Origin of the sequence: Nonomuraea sp. NPDC049400, from assembly GCF_044466425.1 — a bacterium.
GTDB lineage: Bacteria > Actinomycetota > Actinomycetes > Streptosporangiales > Streptosporangiaceae > Nonomuraea.
On record NZ_JBITMP010000003.1, the window covers coordinates 135253 to 152354 of the forward strand.

A 17102-nucleotide genomic window follows, 5' to 3' on the forward strand; every position below is an offset into this window, starting at 1 on the left:
CTTCGGCCCGGGATCAGGTCGAAGCGCGCTGGATGACGTGCGGTTCCAGCGAGGCGGGCGCCGGCTGAGGTTCGCGTCCCGACAGGCTCGCCACCACCGCGTCCGCCAGGGACCGGCCCACTTTCTCCAGGTCGAAGGCGATCGTGCTGAGCGGCGGATCGGCCACTTGGGCGAGGGGGATGTCGTCGGCGCCGATGACCGCCAGATCGCCGGGAGCGGTGAGCCTGGCCTGGCGCATGCCCGCCAGCAGGGCGATCGCGATCTCGTCGTTGTAGGCGCACACCGCCGTCACCGCCTCGCGTCGCCAGCGCCGGGCGGCGCGTGCCGTGGCGGCGGTGTCGAGCTTGGTCTCGAGCGCCAGCGGGGGTTCGAGGCCGGCCTGCGCGCAGGCGTCGGCAGCTCCGTGCAGCCGCTCATCGGCGATCTTGCGAAGCAGGGCATGCTGGGGCAGGGCGTACCCGAGGCGCCGATGGCCGAGCGCGATGAGGTGCTCGGCCTGGCGACGGCCGGTGCGCCGCATGATGGAGTGGGCCGCCAACTCGGTGGTGAACACGATGTCCGCGCCCGCGCCGCGCAGGGCCTGGGCGGTCTCGTCGTCCAGCGGATCGAGGCTGGCCACCACCGAGGCGTCGATGGCGGCGCAGACGTCGGGAAGCGACCGCCCGGGTGCCCCGGCCAGGTGGGTGACCAAGGTCAGGCCGGCGTGTGCCAGCGAGGTGGCGAACTGCTCGACGAAGCGGGTGATCCCGGGGCCGATCGACAGGTGCGGGATGGACAGCAGGACGACGTCGCTGCGCCCGGAGGCCAGCGCGCGGGCCGAGCCGCGAGGGCGGTAGCCGAGCTGCCTGACCGCCTCCAGGACGCGCTGCCTGGTCTCTTCGGGGATCGACTGCCCTGGCGTGTCGTTGAGCACGAAGCTCACGGTCGCTCCGGAGACGCCGGCCGTACGGGCGACGTCAGCGATGGTGGTCCGCTTCGCAGGACGAGTCATGTCGGCTCATCGTAGAAGATTGCCGGCCACATATGTGAACGGCGTCTCGTTGCGCAGTCGTTACGGGGAGATGTCTTGCGACCTGGACGTCAGCCAACGGTAAGTTACTAATGCGCTTAAGTAGCGAGCTGCAGTTTCTTCTGGCCCTGACTTCTTTAAGGAAGGGTGTTCATGGCCACTCCCCCCTCTCTCGGACCGCTCGGCACCGAGGCATCCGACGACCTGCCGAGGGCAAGCGCGGGCTACATCTTCTGGATGATGGCCCGCCAACTTCGGCATCTCCATGGCATTCGTGGTCCCGCTGTCGTTCTCGCTGGCGGTGCGGATCGACGAACTCGCCCCCGGACACGAGGAGGTGCTCGGGTACGTCACGGGCACCGCGCAGACCATCTACCTCGTGCTCAGCCCTCTGCTCGGCGTGTGGAGCGATCGCACCCGCACCCGGCTGGGCCGTCGCCGCCCCTTCATGCTCGCCGGCCTGGTCCTGGGCCTCGTGGCGCTGGTCGGCATCGCGGTCGCGCCGAACCTGCTGCTCGTGGGAGCCGGCTGGATCCTCGCGATGCTGGGCTGGGCGACCGCCTCACAGGCGATACTCAACGTGCAGGCCGACCGCATCCCCGACGCCCAACGCGGCAAGATCGGCGGCTTCACCGGGCTGACCGGCCAGATCGCCCCCATCATCGGGGTCGGCATCACGACCGCCGTCACAGGCAACACATTCCTCGTCTTCGTCCTGCCCGGTCTCATCGGCGCGGCGCTGCTGGCGGTCTTCCTCGTCGTGGGCAAGGAGGACGACACGCATGGCGCCGTCCACACGACGCCCGTGTCGATGCGGACGCTGGCGTCCAGCTACGTCTTCAACCCCCGCAAGTACCCGGATTTCGGCTGGAACTGGCTGGGGCGCCTGATGTTCTTCATGGGGCTGTACCTCAACACGACGTTCACCACCTTCTTCTACGCCCAGCGCCTGGACCTGCCGGTGCGGGAGGTCGCGGGTGCGGTGGCCGTCATCGGAGTCCTCGGCGTCGTCGCGGCGGCTTTCGGCGCGATCGGCGGTGGTTTCCTGTCGGACAAGCTGCGCCGGCGGAAACTGTTCGCCCTCATCGGTGCGCTGTTCTTCGTCGCGGGCGGGCTGGTCGAGGCCTTCGCGTACTCCTTCCCGGTGTTGATGATCGGGTCCGTGCTGATGCAGCTCGCGATCGCGTTCTTCAGCGCCGTCGACCAGGCGATCGTGCTCGCCGTGCTGCCCAGCCGGGAGGAGGCCGGCCGGTACATGGCGGTGGTGTCGTTCGCGCACAAGCTCCCGAGCGCGATGGCGCCGCTCATCGCGCCGTTCCTCATCGGCATCGGCGCGAGCGGCGGCGACAAGAACTACACGCTCCTCTACCTCGCGGGGGCGGCGCTGGCGCTGATCGGCGGGCTGCTGGTGTTCACGCGCGTGAAGGGGGTGCGCTGAGCATGAGCGCGCCGTACGACCTTCGGATCGCCGCCGGCGGCGACCAGTTCCCGGTCTCCGAGGAGCGGCCGCCGCTGTCCTGGCAGCTGCCACCGGCGTGGAGCGGACAGGACGGCTACGACCTGCAGTTCCGCGTGGACGGCGAGGAGCGGGCGCTGGCAGGCGTCGCCTCCGCCTGGCACCTGTTCGTCGCATGGCCGTTGCCGCCGCTGCGCAGCCGCCAGTCCGTGGAGTGGCGGGTCCGCATCCGACGTGGCGAGCAGTACTCGGACTGGTCGTCCTGGCACGCCTTCGAGTCGGGCCTGCTGAACCGGGACTGGTCGGCCCGCTGGATCTCCCCGCAGGAGGACGGCGAGGACGCCCGTCCCGCCTACGTCCTCGCCGGCAGTGTGGACCTGCGCGACGCCATCGCCCAGGCCCGGCTGTACGCCACCGCGCTCGGCGTCTACGAGGCGTTCGTCAACGGCACGCGAGTGGGCACGGCGGAGCTGACGCCGGGCTCCACCTCCTACGGCGACACCCTCCACGCCCAGGCCGCCGACGTCACCGAGCTGCTGCGCGGCGGCGCCAACGACCTGGAGATCCTGCTCTCGGACGGCTGGTACCGGGGCAGCGTCGGCACCTGGCGCAAACGCGACTGCTGGGGCACGGCCACCGCGGCCCGGCTCCAGCTCCACGTCCGCTACGCCGACGGCACCGAGACGGTCGCGGTCACCGGTGAGAGCTGGACCTCGCGCCGCAGCCACATCGTCGCGGCCGACCTCATGAACGGCCAGACGACCGACTTCACCGCCCCGCCCGGCCCTGCCCGGCCGGTCCTCGTGGACGCGGTCGACGCCCCGCCGATCTCCTGGTCGCCGGCCCCGCCGGTGCGCCGGGTCGAGCAGCTCGCCCCACGCTCGGTGACCAGGCACGGCGACGACACGTGGATCGTGGACTTCGGCCAGAACGCCTCCGGCTGGATCACCCTCACCGACCTCGGCCCCGCCGGCACCCGCACGGTGATCGACCACGGCGAGCACCTGGACCCGGCCGGAGACCTCACCACGGCCCACCTGGACAGCCAGAAGCCGGGCGAGGCCGCGATCCCGTTCGTGCAACGCGACGAGGTCGTCTCCTCAGGCAGAGCCGGCGAGGTGTTCGAGCCCCGGCACACGGTGCACGGCCTGCGCTACGCCCGCGTCCGCCGCGCCGGCGGCGACCTGGACCCGTACGGCATCGTGCTGCGGGTCGTGCACACCGACCTGCGCCCGACCGCGACGTTCGCCTGCAGCGACGACGACCTCAACCGCCTGCACGAGGCCGCCCGCTGGAGCTTCCGCGGCAACGCCGTCGACATCCCGACCGACTGCCCCACACGCGAGCGGCTCGGCTGGACGGGCGACTACCAGATCTTCGCCCCGACCGCCGCCCGCCTGTTCGACGTGGACGGCTTCAGCCGCAAATGGCTGCGCTCGGTCCGCGACGACCAGCTCGCCGACGGCCGCGTGGTGAACTCCTCACCGGACGCCAACCGGCTCAAGATCCACGACGATCCGATGGCGGACGCGATCACCGGCTCGGCCGGGTGGGGCGACGCCATCGTCCTGGTCCCGTGGGTGCTGTACGAGACCTATGGCGACACCGCCGCTCTCGCCGAGAACTGGCCCGCGATGCGCCGCTGGGTCGAATGGGCGCTCACGACCGCGCGCGACTCCCGGCACCCCTCCCGTGCCGAACGGTCGGCCGAGCCCCTGCCCCATGAGGAGTTCATCTGGGACGGCTCCTTCCACTGGGGAGAATGGCTGGAGCCGAAGCGGCGCGCGGCGGACGGCACCCTCATCGACCCCGTGATGAGCGACCCCATCGCCTGGTACACGGCAGACAAGGGCGAGGTCGGCACCGCCTACCTGTACCGCTCCGCCCGCACCCTCGCCGCCGTCGCAGACGTGCTCGGCCATGCCGGAGACGCGGCCCGCTACCGCGAGACGGCCGATCGGGTGCGCCAGGCCTGGCAGACGGAGTTCCTGGACGCCGACGGCCGGACGAAGGCGGGCACGCAGGCGAGCTACGTGCGCGCCCTGGCCTTCGACCTGGTCCCCGGGGAGCTGCGCGAGAAGGCGGCCCGCCACCTCGTCGACCTGATCGACGCGGCCGACGGTTACCTCGGCACGGGTTTCCTCTCGACGGCGGACCTGCTGCCCGTCCTCGCCGACTCCGGCCATGCCGACGTCGCCTACTCGGTGCTGTGCCGGCGGACCTCCCCGTCCTGGCTGGGCATGCTCGACCGGGGCGCGACGACCATCTGGGAGGACTGGGACGGCGTGTCAGAGGACGGCGCCGCGACCGCCTCGCTCAACCACTACAGCAAGGGCGCGGTCGTCCGCTTCCTGCACACCCACACCCTCGGCCTGCGGCAGGCGGCGGATTCCGCCGGTTGGGAGTCCTTCGTCGTCGCACCGGCGTTCACCAAGGCGATCACCTGGGCCGAGGGCACCTTCGACAGTCCGCAGGGCCGGATCGCCGTCGCCTGGCGCGTCGAGGACGGTCATCTGACCATCTCGGTCGACGTGCCCGGAGGCTCCGAGGCGGAGATCCGGTTCACGGACGGCAGCACGTTCCACACCGGCCCGGGTCGTTTCTCCCGGCGCCGTCCCCTCTGAAGGAGATCATTCATGCCCATTCCCGATGTGTCGGGCAAGCCCTTGGCCGAGCTCGTCTCTCTGCGAGGGCGGCGTGCGGTCGTGACCGGAGGCGGCCGTGGGCTGGGCAAGGCCATCGCCGCGCGCCTGGCAGAGGCGGGAGCCGACCTGCTGATCGGCGACATCGACGAAGGGCCCGCCGTGACCGCGGCCAAGGAGCTCGCCGAGCGCCACGGGGTGCGCGCGATCGGCGTCGCCATGGACGTCACTGACGCGGCGGCCGTGGCGGCGGCGGCCGACCGCGCGGTCGCCGCGCTCGGCGGCCTGGAGGTCTGGGTGAACAACGCGGGCATCTTCCCGGCCGTCCCCCTGCTGGAGATGAGCGAGGAGACGTGGGACCAGGTGTTCGACGTGAACGCGCGTGGCGTCTTCGTCGGCGCGCGTGAGGCGGCACGTCGCATGTCGGCCGCGGGCACGGGCGGTGTCATCGTGAACATCGTCTCGACCGCCGGTTTCCGCGGGAGCGCGCCGGGACTGGCCGCCTACGTCGGTTCGAAGCACGCCGTCCGCGGCCTCACCCGCGAGCTGGCACTCGAACTCGCTCCGCTGGGCATCCGCGTGCTCGGAGTGGCGCCGAGCTTCGTCCCCACGGAAGGCAACATGATGATGGCCGCGGCCGCGGGCGTGAACCTCGACGACGTCCCGCCGACCGACCTCATGCTGAACAGCCCGATCGGCCGGGTCGGCACTCCTGATGACATCGCGCGCGTCGTCCTGTTCTGCGCCTCGGACCTGTCCGCCTTCATGACCGGCAGCACCTTGCTCGCCGACGGCGGCGACACCGCCTGACCAGCCCGAGGACTGCCCGTCCGGCCGCGGACCCGCGCCGTGATCAACGCTGGGTACTGGACGCGGCCGATGCCGGCATCGCCGTACGGAGGCCACTGCCCCGCATCGGCGGTCACGGTGACCCGATACAGCTCGAGTAGGCCCCACAGCACGTTGAAGGCGAGGGCGCCGTCGGGCGGCTCGGCCCATCCGAAGGCGTGGACGTGGTGGCCGAACCGGACGCCGTGCGCGGGCTGGCCGCCCGCGGCGATGGTGCGGTGCGCGGGTAGGCCGCCCGCGGTGATGGGGCCGCGCGCGGCTGGCCGCCCGCGGTGATGGCGCCGTGCGTCGAACTCCTGGCGAGACCTGCGGCGTCCGGCCGGCTACTGCGCGGCTACGGCGCGGCTACGGCGTGCTCGACGGCTTGCGGCCCGCGAGCGGCTTCCAGCGCGCCCGCAGCGCGTGGGCCGCGGCCTTGGGCTTGCGGTCTCGGGTGAAGACGCCCTTCTTGTTGCCGTCCACGCGGTGGATGCCGTGGGAGGTCTGGAAGTCGGCGAAGTTCCACACGTGCTCGCCGACGAACGCCTCGATCCGGTCGAACACGCGGTGGTGCATCGCGAGGTAGGCCTGCTGGTACTCCTCGGTCCACGGGGTGTCCCATACCGAGTGCAGGCCGGGCATGGTGTCGGCGCCGTACTCGCTCATCATGATCGGCTTGCCGAACTTCTCCGCCCAGCCGCGCAGGTCGTGCTCCAGGTAGGTCTCCGCGGTGGCGAGATCGCCGGTGGCGATGTACCAGCCGTAGTAACGGTTGATGCACAGGACGTCGAACAGGTCGGCGAGGCGATCGTTCTCGTGCGTGGCGAAGATGACGGCGGCGTAGCAGACCGGGCGGGTGGGGTCGAGTTTGCGGGTCAGCTCCACCAGCGGCTCGAAGTACTCGCGGGCGCCCTCTTCGGCGGAGGACGGCTCGTTGGCGATGCACCACATGACGACGCTGGGGTGGTTCTTGTCGCGGGCGATCAATTCGCGGATCGCCTGGGCGTGCGCCTCGCGGGTGGCCTCGCCGAAGGTCTCCGGGGAGAAGGTCGGCTGAGGCGGTACGCCGGTGAGCCCGCCCTGCACCGCCAGGTTGAGCCCCACGGCGGCGGTCTCGTCGATGACGACGATGCCGTGCCGGTCGGCGAACTCCATCACCTCCTCGGCGTAGGGGTAGTGCGAGGTGCGGAAGGAGTTGGCGCCGATCCAGTCCATGAGCTGGAAGTCGTGGACGAGGTAGGCGTCGTCGTGGCCTTTGCCGCGCACGGGCGTGTCCTCGTGCTTGCCGAAGCCGGTGAAGTAGAACGGCTCGCCGTTGATGAGGAACTGTGTGCCCCGGACCTCGACGGTGCGCACGCCGAACTGCTCGGTGTAGGTGTCGACCACCCGGTCACCGTCGAGCACCTCGACGACCAGGTCGTAGAGGTAGGCCGCGCCGGGCCGCCACAGCGTCACGTTCTCGATCCGGAGCACGCCGTTCGCGCCCTCGGCTCTGGCGACCTCCGTTCCCGAGGCGTTCAGGGCGCGGACCCGGACGTCCGCGGGGGCGCTGGTCTGGACGAAGTAGGCAACCGTCCCGGTGCCCGCCTCGCCGCCGGTCACGATCGTGATGTCCTCGACGTGCACGCCGGGAACGCTGCAGAGCCACACCGAGCGGGCCAGCCCGGCGTAGTTGTAGAAGTCGTGCAGGTAGGTCTGCTGCCGCCGCCCGTCCCGCGTGACGGTGATCGTGCCGGGCGGGATGGTGAGGTTGGTCAGCTCGTTGTTCACGCCGATGGTGAGCCTGAACTCCGCGCCCGCCGCCACGTGCTCGGTGATGTCGGCCTCGAACGGCGTGTAGCCGCCCACGTGCTCGGCGACCAGGACGTCGTCGACGTAGACCTGCCCTTCGTGCGTGGCGGCGTCCACGCGCACGAACACCCGCTCGCCCGCCCAGCCCCGCGGCACGCGCACGGTCCGCTGGTACCACACCCAGCCGACATGATCGCGGATCGCGGAGTCGGTGAACAGGTCGTTGTAGCTCGCCGGCACCGCGGCCTCGAGCGGGGTGTCGAGCGTCCCGCTCCACGGCCGCTCGCCGACGGCGGAATCGACGGCGAACCGCCACAAACCATCCAGATTGACCAGCTCACGGGTGGCGGTGGCACGTGGCCTCAGCATCGCAATGCCTCCTTGGCGCGTCTTTGACGGCCACCCTAGCATCGAAAGTCGAATAGCAATACGAGTTTCAGTTATGCGCCGGCGAGCCGCAGGAACCCGTGAGAGGGGAGCGCACCGAAAAGCAGAGTTATCGGGCCGGTGCGTCGACCACGCCCGTTACGTCTGCGATGCCGATGGTTCCGCCATCGGGAGCGTCCCGGTAAGCGCGGGAGTCCCGGGAGACGTGGCGGTTGTCGTTCATGATCCAGAGCCGGCCGCGCGGGACCTGGACGTCGAATGTCACGTGGGAGGCGGAAGGGAGCGCCAGGTACGGCTCGTCGAGTGCCTTGCCGTTCAACTCCAGCCGCCCCCTGGTGTCGCAACATTTCACCGTGCTTTCCGGCAGGCCGATGACCCGCCCCACGCGCTCGTCACCCGCTGTGGTGTTGGACCAGCCTTCGGGCGTGCGAAAGACGACGATGTCGCCGAGACGGGGGGTGTAGTCGCTGGTCCGCCGGGCCGACAGACTTGCCCCCTTCTTGATCGTCGGCTCCATGGACTCGCTCGGCATGGTGACGGTGAAACCGCCGAGAGCTGAGCCGGCGAGCCCGCGACCGCAGGTCCGGTTGCTAACCGGATAACTGTCCGGTACGTTGCGTCGTACCGGACAGATGTCCGCTTAGGTCTTGTGTTACGCCACGAACGCCGTCGGCAGTGACGGAAGGCATTCCCCGCACCTGCCCACGCACACGGAGGGTTCCCTTGCCATGAATCTGCTCATCCTGGGTGCGACCGGCCCCACCGGTCGCCACGTCGTCGACCTGGCCCTGCGGTCCGGCGACAGGGTCACGGTCCTGGCACGCAGGCCGGAGGCGCTGCGCGACCTGGCAGATCAGGTCACCGTGGTCGCCGGAGACGCCACCTCGCACAACGATGTCGCGAAGGCCATGGTCGGACAGGACGTCGTCATCTCGGCCCTCGGCAGGAGCGCATCCGTGCGCGCCGATGGCCTGTTCGCCCGTGCCGCGGCGGCCGTGATCGGCGCGGCCAAGGAAAAGGGCGTCTCCCGCCTGGTATGGCTGTCGTCGTTCGGCGTGGGTGACACCTACCGGTCGGCGAGCGCCGTACAGAAGGTCATGTACCGCACGTTCCTTCGGAACATCTACGCGAACAAGGAGATCTCCGAGAAGAAGATCCGCTCCAGCGGCCTGGACTGGACGCTGGTCTACCCGACCATGCTCACCAAGGGCCCCGCCAAGGGCACCTACCTGGCCGGCGACCGTCTCCCGATGAAGGGCAACCCGACGATCAGCCGCGCGGACGTCGCCGACTTCATGTACAAGGCGGCCCACAGCCCCGAGTGGATCCACCGCGACGCCGTCATCACGGACTGAGGAAGAACCCCGATTCCCACCTCACGCGACTAGCTGCGGCGCTGCTCCATCATGCACCGCGTCCGTCTGATCGATTCCCGCCCGGGCAAGATCGAGGAACTGGCCGCCAAGTCCTGCGCGCTTACTCGGGGGCGGGGAGCCGCGGTGCCGGGAACAGGTCACCGACCAGCAGCGTCGCCGCCTGCGTGGCGATGGTGAGGATGTCGTCGTCTGTGGCCTCGGTGCCCTGGGCGGCCATCACGGCGTTGTGCACACTGAGCAGGGCCATGCGGATGCGCAGCCGGTCCGTCATCGGCGCGTCGGGGCCGAGGAGAAGCTGTGCCGCCCTGTCGACCCGTTCCAGTGGACCGCCGTGCCGCAGCGGCATCACCGTACGCAGCGCGGCGTGGTTGGCGGCGGCGAACCGCATGGTCCGCAGTCCCTGCCTGGCGCTCAGGGCAATCCAGCGGCCCAGGAACTCGGCTGACAGCTCGGGAGTGAGTGACTGGCCCGCGGCCCAGTCCAGCAGGTCGTCGAGCGCGCGCATGTTCTCTTGGAAGAGGCTGAGGATGATCGCCTCTTTGCTGTCGAAATGGTAGTAGAGCGCCGCCTTGGTGATGCCGATCTGCTCGGCGATCTCGCGCATCGAAGTGGCGTCGTAGCCGCGCTCGGTGAAGAGCGTCAGCGCGGCTTGCTGGATGTCGGCCCGCGTCTCGCTGCCCTTGCGCCGCGGGGCCGTCATCCGTTCCGTCTCTGTCATCGCTCTTCCTTGCTCCCAAGCTCAGCTCCGCTCAGAAGTTTACCCCCACTTGCCTACCGGCCGGTCAGCAAGTACCTTACTAACCGACCGGTAGGCAAGGTGGCCATGACAAAGTCCGTGATCGCGGTCAGGCGGTCCCCTGCACGAGGACACCGATGAAGGCGATCCGCGCGTCACCGAGCGTCTGCCGACCTGACATGGCCGAAGGCGACTCCGATCGCCGTGATCGAGACAGGAAGGGCCGGTATGGCTTTGCGAGTTGTGGGGGCGGGGTTTCCGCGTACGGGGACGACGTCGCTGAAGGCGGCGTTGGAGCGGCTGCTCGGGGCGCCCTGCTATCACATGCAGGAGTTGTTCGAGCGGCCGGACGACGCCGCGGTCTGGCGTGACGCCTGCGCGGGAGTCATGCCGGACTGGGACGGATTCCTCGCGGGATACGCAGCCGGGGTGGACTGGCCGGTGTCGTGGTTCTGGCGGGAGTTGTCCGCCGCGTACCCGGACGCGCTGGTGCTGCTGTCTCGGCGGGAAAGCGCCGAGCGCTGGTACCAGAGCATGGACCGGACGGTGCTGGAAGGGGCACGCCACCTGACGCGCGGAGACTTCGCCGGCAGGCCGCCGATGCTTGCCCATGTCACCCCCGAGCAGGCTCACGCCACGCAGGAGATGATTCGTGCCCTGTTCGGCGGCGCGTTCGGCGACCCCCACGACCGCGACAAGGTCATCGCGGCCTACGAGCGGCACCTTGCCGAGGTCCGTGCCACCGTACCGGCGCACCGGCTGCTGGAATGGCAGCCGTCCGACGGCTGGGAGCCGTTGTGCGCCGCACTCGACCTCCCGGTTCCCGACGAGCCGTTCCCGCACGAGAACACCACGGCCGACATGCGGGCCCGGATGAGCGACCTCGACGGCCGATGATGCCGGCGGGGAGGGGCCGCCGGCCCGCATGCACCGCGTCGGCGTCGAGGACATCGCTCTGGTCGCGTGGCCCAGGTGAACGCCTGCGGGTCACCGGCGCCGACGCCTGACCCGGTAAAACCGCCCTGGCCTGCTGCAGATGGCAGGCCAGGGCGAGGTCTCACGGATCGGCCGGAAGGTCGGCCTCCGCGCCGCCCAACACACCTCATTCATCATTTGCTTGCCGACCGGCAGGTAAGTTTTCTTCGCAGTGGCGGGAGCCCACGTGATGGCAGATGACAGCGCGAAAGGCGCGACAAGTCCCCCGACGGCGGGGCGCCAGGCCGGACTGGGGTTCAGCCACCGCCAGATCCTCGTGACGATGAGCGGTCTGGTCATCGCCATGTTGCTGGCGATGCTCGACAACATGATCGTCGCTCCGGCGCTGCCGACCATCGTCGGCGAGCTGGGTGGCCTGAACCACCTGGCGTGGGTGACCACCGGCTACGTCCTGGCCTCCACCGTGGCCACGCCGATCTGGGGCAAGCTCGGCGACCTGTACGGCCGGCGCATCACCTTCGTCGCCGCCGTCGCCCTCTTCCTGCTCGGCTCGGTCCTGTGCGGGATGTCACAGGACATGGCGCAGCTGATCGGGTTCCGCGCCCTGCAAGGCCTGGGAGCGGGCGGCCTCATGGTCGGCGTGCTGTCGATCGTCGGGGAGATGATCCCGCCGCGGGATCGCAGCAAGTACCAGGGCGTGATCATGGCCGCCATGCCGGTGGCGATGATCGGCGGCCCGCTCATCGGCGGCTTCATCACCGACAACCTCACCTGGCGCTGGGCCTTCTATGTCAACCTGCCGCTCGGCGCCGTCACCCTGATCCTGTGCTGGATCACCCTGGCCAAGCTGCCCAAGGGCACCGGCAAGGCGGTGATCGACTGGTGGGGCACCGCGCTGCTGACGGTGTGGATCACCGCGCTGGTGCTCATCACCAGCTGGGGCGGCACCCAGTACGACTGGAGCTCGCCGCAGATCCTCGGCCTGGCGGCGCTGGCGGTGGCCGGGTTCGTCGCCTTCGTGATCGTCCAGCGGCGGGCGGCCGAGCCGATCATGCCGCTGCGCGTCTTCAAGAGCCGCAACTTCTCCCTGTCCGGGGCCGTCGCCTTCATCTCGGGTTTCGCCATGTTCGGCGCCATCGGCTTCCTGCCGCAGTTCCAGCAGTTCGTCCAGGGCTCCTCGGCCACCAGCAGCGGCCTGCTGCTCATGCCGATGATGATCGCCTCCATGATCGTCAGCCTGGCCGCCGGCGCGCTGATCGGCAGGACCGGGCACTACAGATCGTTCCCCATCGCCGGCACCATCCTCGTCACCGCCGGCCTGGCACTGTTCGCCACCATGCACGTCGACACCACCACCACGATGACGACCCTCTACATGGTGGTCCTGGGCGCCGGCATGGGCGCGCTGATGCAGACCGGCACCCTCATCGCCCAAAACAGCCTCGACCTGCGCGACATGGGCGCGGGCACCGGGGTGTCGACCTTCCTGCGCAACATGGGCAGCTCACTCGGCGTCTCCCTGCTCGGCGCCGTCTACACCAGCCAACTGGCCGATTCCCTGGCCGGCGCCGGGCCGGCCGCGCAGAGCGTGGCCGCCTCCGCCGCCTCGATGACCCCGCAAGCGCTGCGTGCCCTGCCAGAGGCAGCCCAGCACCTGTTCCAGCAGGCCGTCACCGACGGCATCACCACCCTGTTCGCCTGGGGCGCGGCCGTGACCGCCGTCGGCATCGTCGTGGCCCTCTTCATCCGCCAGGTCCCGCTGCGCAGCGCCGCCACGCCAGCCGCCAGTCCCGATGCCGAGCCGGTCTCGGCCGGTAGGTGAGGCCGTCCGCCCCGACCAGCCCGGACCTCCTGATCGTCACCCCCGCCCGGGCGCCCCCGCGCGCAACCCGTCCATGACAAGGTCCAGGAGTCGAGCGGCCTGGGCTTGCCAGTCCCCACGGGTATCGAGCTGCCAGACGCCGGCGATGGCCAGGATGAAGTCGTCGAAGGTCACCCCCGGACGGATGGTGCCGGCCTCGTGATTGGCCGTGAGCAGAGTCTCGATCGCCTCGACCACCAGCGCGTATCCCGGCTGCGCCGGGCCGTCCGTCGTGCCGACGATCTGCCGCATCGCGTCCGACAGGCCGGCCTTGGCGACGGCGAAGCGGGCGAGTTGGTCCATCCATTCACGCAGGGCCTGGTCGGGCGCCAGGGTTTTGAGTAGCTCCGCCGCGGCGCCAGTGAGCTGCTGCACCTCGTGCCGGTGCACCTCCAGGACGAGCGCTTCACGGTTGGGGAAGTTGCGGTAGAACGTGCCCTGCCCAACCCCCGCCTTCTTGGCGATCACACTCAGCGGGACATCTGCGGCACGCGACAACTCGGCCAGTGCCACCTCCAGGATCCGCTCCCGGTTGCGCTGCGCGTCCGAGCGCTGAGGCCCGTCGTTCCTGGGCTCCACTCCCGCTCCTTCCGGGCTCACGTCCAAACCCTTTGCCATGACTGTCCGATGCAGCCCGGTAGTGGACATCAGTCCGCTTAGGGGCCACCATAGCGCCGGCGCCGCAGTCGAAGCGAGTGGCCGATGGCGCGCGACCGGTGTCCGGGTTCGCCATGGCGGCAGCTGATTCCAACGCAAGGTTGAGGTGGTGTTTCTGGATTGTTACCGGATACAACAAACTCCCGGCCCACAGGGTCTTCCAAAGCAGGCCATCCCGGAATACGTTGCCGCAAACAACATTCATCCGGGCCCCTCCGGAAGAAAGGACCCTGCACCATGCGCAAGGGGATCCTCAGCTTGACCACCACGGCAGCGGCGCTCGCCCTCGGTCTCACCGCCTGCGGGGGCAACAGCGGTCAGACCACCACGTCGACCACGTCGGCCTCGGCCCCGGCGGCGAAGGCCGGGAAGATCGGCGTCATCCTGCCGGACAGCAAGTCCTCGGCCCGGTGGGAGACGGCGGACCGCAAGTACCTCGAAGAGGCGTTCAAGGCCGCCGGCGTCGAGTACGACATCCAGAACGCCCAGAACGACAAGACGGCGTTCCAGACCATCGCCGACCAGATGGTCACCAACGGCGCCACCGTCCTGATGATCGTGAACCTGGACAGCGGCAGCGGCAAGGCCGTCATCGACAAGGCCAAGTCCCAGGGCGTGGCCACGATCGACTACGACCGGCTGACGCTCGGCGGCGGCGCCGCGTACTACGTCAGCTTCGACAACACCAAGGTCGGCACGTTGCAGGGCGAGGGCCTGAGCAAGTGCCTGGCCGACAAGAAGGTCAGCAAGCCGATCGTGGCCTACCTGAACGGCTCTCCCACCGACAACAACGCCACCCTGTTCAAGAACGGCTACGACGGGGTGCTCAAGCCGAAGTTCGACTCCGGCGAGTACGTCAAGGGCCCCGACCAGGCCGTGCCCGACTGGGACAACACCCAGGCAGGCACGATCTTCGAGCAGATGCTGACCCAGCAGCCGAAGATCGCCGGCGTGCTGGCCGCCAACGACGGCCTGGGCAACGCCGCCATCACCGTGCTGAAGAAGAACAACCTCAACGGCAAGGTGCCGGTCACCGGCCAGGACGCCACTGTCCAGGGCCTGCAGAACATCCTCGCCGGCGACCAGTGCATGACGGTCTACAAGGCCGTCAAGAAGGAGGCCGACGCCGCGGCCAAGCTCGCGGTGGCGCTGGCCAAGGGCGAGAAGCCCACGGCGAGCAGCAGCGTCAAGGACCCCGAGACCGGTCAGGACGTGCCCTCCGAGCTGATGGAGCCGCAGGCCATCTACCTCGACAACGTCCAGGACGTGGTGGCCGACGGTTACGTGACCAAGGAGGAACTGTGCACGGGTGACTTCGCCAAGAAGTGCACCGAGGCCGGCATTCAATAAGACCGAGGGGCGCGGCCAGGTCCGGCCGCGCCCCTCTTAGGGAGCCCCATGACCCCCCTCCTTGAAGTGCGCGGGATCGACAAGAGCTTCGGCCCGGTGAAGGTGCTGCACAAGGTCGAGTTCGCGGCGTACGCCGGCGAGGTGACGGCCCTGGTCGGCGACAACGGCGCGGGCAAGTCGACCCTGGTCAAGTGCATCGGCGGCATCTACCCGATCGACGCCGGCGAGATCCTCTTCGACGGCCGGCAGGTGCAGGTCCACAGCCCGCGCGACGCGGGCGAGCTCGGGATCGAGATCGTGTACCAGGACCTGGCCCTGTGCGACAACCTCGACATCGTCCAGAACATGTTCCTCGGCAGGGAGCGCAAGAACGGGCTCCTGCTCGACGAGGACAGCATGGAGGAACTGGCCGCGCAGACCCTCAGCAGCCTGTCCGTGCGCACGGTGAAGTCCATCAGGCAGCAGGTCTCCAGCCTGTCCGGCGGGCAGCGGCAGACTGTGGCCATCGCCAAGGCCGTGCTGTGGAACAGCAAGGTCGTCATCCTCGACGAGCCGACCGCGGCCCTGGGCGTGGCCCAGACCGCGCAGGTCCTGGAGCTGGTGCGGCGGCTGGCCGACACGGGCCTGGCCGTCGTGCTCATCTCGCACAACATGAACGACGTCTTCGCCGTCTCCGACCGGATCGCGGCGCTCTACCTCGGCAGGATGGCCGCCCAGGTCAGGACCGCCGACGTGACGCACGCCCAGGTCGTCGAACTGATCACCTCAGGCCGCAGCGGGGATCTCGGCCTCAAGAACGGGGTCACCCCATGAGCAAGGTCAAGGAACTCCCTGGCGAGGCCATCGCCGCCGCGACGCAGTCCCCGTCGATCGGCAACAGCTTCCTCGCCTACGTCGAGCGGGTGCGCGGCGGGGACATGGGCGCGCTGCCCGCCGTGCTGGGCCTGATCGTGCTCTGCACGGTCTTCGCCGTCGCCCGGCCCGCCTTCGTCACCTCGATCAACTTCGCGAACCTCTTCACGCAGGGCGCCGCGATCACCCTGATCGCGATGGGCCTGGTGTTCGTGCTGCTGCTGGGTGAGATCGACCTGTCCGCCGGCTTCGCCAGCGGCGTGTGCGCGGCGGTGCTCGCCGTCACGCTCACGGGCATGGGCCTGCCCTGGTACGTGTGCGCACTGGCCGCCATCGTCACCGGCGTGGTCATCGGCACCGCGCTCGGCACGCTGGTCGCCAAGGTCGGCATCCCGTCGTTCGTGGTCACGCTGGCCGCTTTCCTCGCCTTCCAGGGCCTGGTCCTGGTCCTGGTCGACGAGGGCACGAACATCTCGATCAGGGACAGCGTGATCGTGGCCATCGCGAACAAGAACCTGCCGCCCTCGCTCGGCTGGGCGTTCTACGCGGTCTGCGTGGCGGTCTTCGCCGCCGTGCAGCTCCTGCGGGCCAGGAAGCGCACCAAGCGCGGGCTGGTGGCAGACCCGCTGTCGCTGATCGCCGCCCGGGTGGGCGCGCTGGCGGTGCTTGCCGGGCTCGCGGTGTACGTGCTCAACCTGGAGCGCAGCCGCAACCCGGCGCTGGTCTCGCTCACCGGGGTGCCGATCGTGGTGCCCCTGATCCTGGTACTGCTGGTCGTGTGGACGATGGTGCTGCGCCGTACCGCGTTCGGGCGTCACCTCTACGCGGTCGGCGGGAACACCGAGGCCGCGCGGCGGGCGGGCATCCCGGTCGACAGGATCAGGATCAGCGCGTTCGTGATCTGCTCCTCGATGGCCGCGATCGGCGGGATCGTGGCCGCGTCCAGGGCCAGCTCCGTCGACCCGAACACGGGCGGCAGCTCCGTCCTGCTGTACGCGGTCGGCGCGGCGGTCATCGGCGGCACGAGCCTGTTCGGCGGCAAGGGCAGGGTGCTCGACGCCGTGCTCGGCGGCGCCGTGGTGGCGGTGATCGAGAACGGCATGGGCCTGATGGGGTATGGAGCCAGTGTGAAGTACCTGGTCACGGGGTCTGTGCTGCTGCTTGCCGCGGGGGTGGACGCCCTGGCGCGCAAGCGGGCGGCTGCCGCTGGTCTAAGGTGAT

14 protein-coding genes are annotated in these 17102 nt (G+C 69.6%); 9 read left to right on the plus strand and 5 right to left on the minus strand.

Going from position 1 to position 17102, the window contains the following annotated elements:
* Window positions 1–13: 13 nt before the first annotated feature.
* Entirely contained in the window at window positions 14–991 is a 978-nt protein-coding gene (locus tag ACIBVN_RS04530; RefSeq protein WP_397132615.1) for a LacI family DNA-binding transcriptional regulator, read from the minus strand.
* 283 nt (window positions 992–1274) lie between these two features.
* Between ACIBVN_RS04530 and ACIBVN_RS04535 the strand changes: the two genes are divergently transcribed.
* The 3 genes from ACIBVN_RS04535 to ACIBVN_RS04545 are packed head-to-tail and all read left to right on the plus strand — an operon-like array spanning window position 1275 to window position 5917.
* Window positions 1275–2447 carry an MFS transporter gene (locus tag ACIBVN_RS04535; protein WP_397132617.1) on the plus strand — a complete coding sequence of 391 codons (1173 nt, stop codon included), beginning with the start codon at window positions 1275–1277 and terminating at the stop codon, window positions 2445–2447.
* 2 nt (window positions 2448–2449) lie between these two features.
* On the plus strand, window positions 2450–5089 hold the full coding sequence (locus ACIBVN_RS04540; RefSeq protein WP_397132619.1) for a family 78 glycoside hydrolase catalytic domain: 2640 nt from the start codon (window positions 2450–2452) through the stop codon (window positions 5087–5089).
* 12 nt (window positions 5090–5101) lie between these two features.
* The gene (locus ACIBVN_RS04545; protein ID WP_397132621.1) at window positions 5102–5917 is read left to right on the plus strand and encodes an SDR family NAD(P)-dependent oxidoreductase; all 816 of its coding nucleotides are present in this window, start codon (window positions 5102–5104) and stop codon (window positions 5915–5917) included.
* Between the two features lie 384 nt (window positions 5918–6301).
* Here the strand turns inward: ACIBVN_RS04545 and uidA are convergent, their stop codons facing one another.
* Window positions 6302–8095, minus strand: coding sequence for a beta-glucuronidase (gene uidA, locus ACIBVN_RS04550; RefSeq protein WP_397132623.1), 1794 nt, complete (start codon window positions 8093–8095; stop codon window positions 6302–6304).
* A 127-nt stretch (window positions 8096–8222) separates the two neighbouring features.
* Window positions 8223–8645, minus strand: coding sequence for a signal peptidase I (gene lepB, locus ACIBVN_RS04555; protein WP_397132625.1), 423 nt, complete (start codon window positions 8643–8645; stop codon window positions 8223–8225).
* 196 nt (window positions 8646–8841) lie between these two features.
* Here lepB and ACIBVN_RS04560 point away from each other — a divergent pair, with 196 nt between their 5' ends.
* Window positions 8842–9468, plus strand: coding sequence for an NAD(P)-dependent oxidoreductase (locus tag ACIBVN_RS04560; protein ID WP_397132627.1), 627 nt, complete (start codon window positions 8842–8844; stop codon window positions 9466–9468).
* Between the two features lie 121 nt (window positions 9469–9589).
* Here the strand turns inward: ACIBVN_RS04560 and ACIBVN_RS04565 are convergent, their stop codons facing one another.
* Entirely contained in the window at window positions 9590–10207 is a 618-nt protein-coding gene (locus ACIBVN_RS04565; protein ID WP_397132629.1) for a TetR/AcrR family transcriptional regulator, read from the minus strand.
* A gap of 246 nt (window positions 10208–10453) precedes the next feature.
* Here ACIBVN_RS04565 and ACIBVN_RS04570 point away from each other — a divergent pair, with 246 nt between their 5' ends.
* Together ACIBVN_RS04570 and ACIBVN_RS04575 are read left to right on the plus strand one after the other, a co-directional pair.
* Window positions 10454–11122 (plus strand): sulfotransferase family protein, encoded by a 669-nt coding sequence (locus tag ACIBVN_RS04570; RefSeq protein ID WP_397132631.1) that lies wholly within the window; start codon window positions 10454–10456, stop codon window positions 11120–11122.
* Window positions 11123–11390: 268 nt separating this feature from the next.
* Complete coding sequence (locus ACIBVN_RS04575; protein ID WP_397132633.1) at window positions 11391–12983, plus strand: MDR family MFS transporter; 1593 nt, start codon at window positions 11391–11393, stop codon at window positions 12981–12983.
* 36 nt (window positions 12984–13019) lie between these two features.
* Here ACIBVN_RS04575 and ACIBVN_RS04580 read toward each other — a convergent pair whose 3' ends face one another.
* The gene (locus tag ACIBVN_RS04580) at window positions 13020–13601 is read right to left on the minus strand and encodes a TetR/AcrR family transcriptional regulator (protein ID WP_397132635.1); all 582 of its coding nucleotides are present in this window, start codon (window positions 13599–13601) and stop codon (window positions 13020–13022) included.
* A gap of 315 nt (window positions 13602–13916) precedes the next feature.
* On the opposite strand from ACIBVN_RS04580, the gene ACIBVN_RS04585 reads away from it, so the two are divergent.
* Genes ACIBVN_RS04585 through ACIBVN_RS04595 form a run of 3 tightly spaced genes read left to right on the plus strand, consistent with a single transcriptional unit; the run spans window position 13917 to window position 17101 of the window.
* On the plus strand, window positions 13917–15029 hold the full coding sequence (locus ACIBVN_RS04585) for a sugar ABC transporter substrate-binding protein (protein WP_397132637.1): 1113 nt from the start codon (window positions 13917–13919) through the stop codon (window positions 15027–15029).
* Between the two features lie 48 nt (window positions 15030–15077).
* Window positions 15078–15842 (plus strand): ATP-binding cassette domain-containing protein, encoded by a 765-nt coding sequence (locus ACIBVN_RS04590; protein WP_397132639.1) that lies wholly within the window; start codon window positions 15078–15080, stop codon window positions 15840–15842.
* Window positions 15839–17101, plus strand: coding sequence for a sugar ABC transporter permease (locus ACIBVN_RS04595; protein ID WP_397132641.1), 1263 nt, complete (start codon window positions 15839–15841; stop codon window positions 17099–17101). The genes ACIBVN_RS04590 and ACIBVN_RS04595 overlap by 4 nt, the downstream gene beginning before the upstream one ends.
* Window position 17102: the final 1 nt, after the last annotated feature.

Coding starts and splice junctions, on each gene's coding strand:
- ACIBVN_RS04590 (WP_397132639.1), top strand. CDS start 15,078: ATGACCCCCCTCCTTGAAGTGCGCGGGATCGACAAGAGCTTCGGCCCG.
- ACIBVN_RS04545 (WP_397132621.1), top strand. CDS start 5,102: ATGCCCATTCCCGATGTGTCGGGCAAGCCCTTGGCCGAGCTCGTCTCT.
- ACIBVN_RS04570 (WP_397132631.1), top strand. CDS start 10,454: ATGGCTTTGCGAGTTGTGGGGGCGGGGTTTCCGCGTACGGGGACGACG.
- lepB (WP_397132625.1), bottom strand. CDS start 8,645: ATGCCGAGCGAGTCCATGGAGCCGACGATCAAGAAGGGGGCAAGTCTG.
- ACIBVN_RS04595 (WP_397132641.1), top strand. CDS start 15,839: ATGAGCAAGGTCAAGGAACTCCCTGGCGAGGCCATCGCCGCCGCGACG.
- ACIBVN_RS04585 (WP_397132637.1), top strand. CDS start 13,917: ATGCGCAAGGGGATCCTCAGCTTGACCACCACGGCAGCGGCGCTCGCC.
- ACIBVN_RS04575 (WP_397132633.1), top strand. CDS start 11,391: ATGGCAGATGACAGCGCGAAAGGCGCGACAAGTCCCCCGACGGCGGGG.
- ACIBVN_RS04535 (WP_397132617.1), top strand. CDS start 1,275: ATGGCATTCGTGGTCCCGCTGTCGTTCTCGCTGGCGGTGCGGATCGAC.
- ACIBVN_RS04540 (WP_397132619.1), top strand. CDS start 2,450: ATGAGCGCGCCGTACGACCTTCGGATCGCCGCCGGCGGCGACCAGTTC.
- ACIBVN_RS04565 (WP_397132629.1), bottom strand. CDS start 10,207: ATGACAGAGACGGAACGGATGACGGCCCCGCGGCGCAAGGGCAGCGAG.
- ACIBVN_RS04560 (WP_397132627.1), top strand. CDS start 8,842: ATGAATCTGCTCATCCTGGGTGCGACCGGCCCCACCGGTCGCCACGTC.
- ACIBVN_RS04530 (WP_397132615.1), bottom strand. CDS start 991: ATGACTCGTCCTGCGAAGCGGACCACCATCGCTGACGTCGCCCGTACG.
- uidA (WP_397132623.1), bottom strand. CDS start 8,095: ATGCTGAGGCCACGTGCCACCGCCACCCGTGAGCTGGTCAATCTGGAT.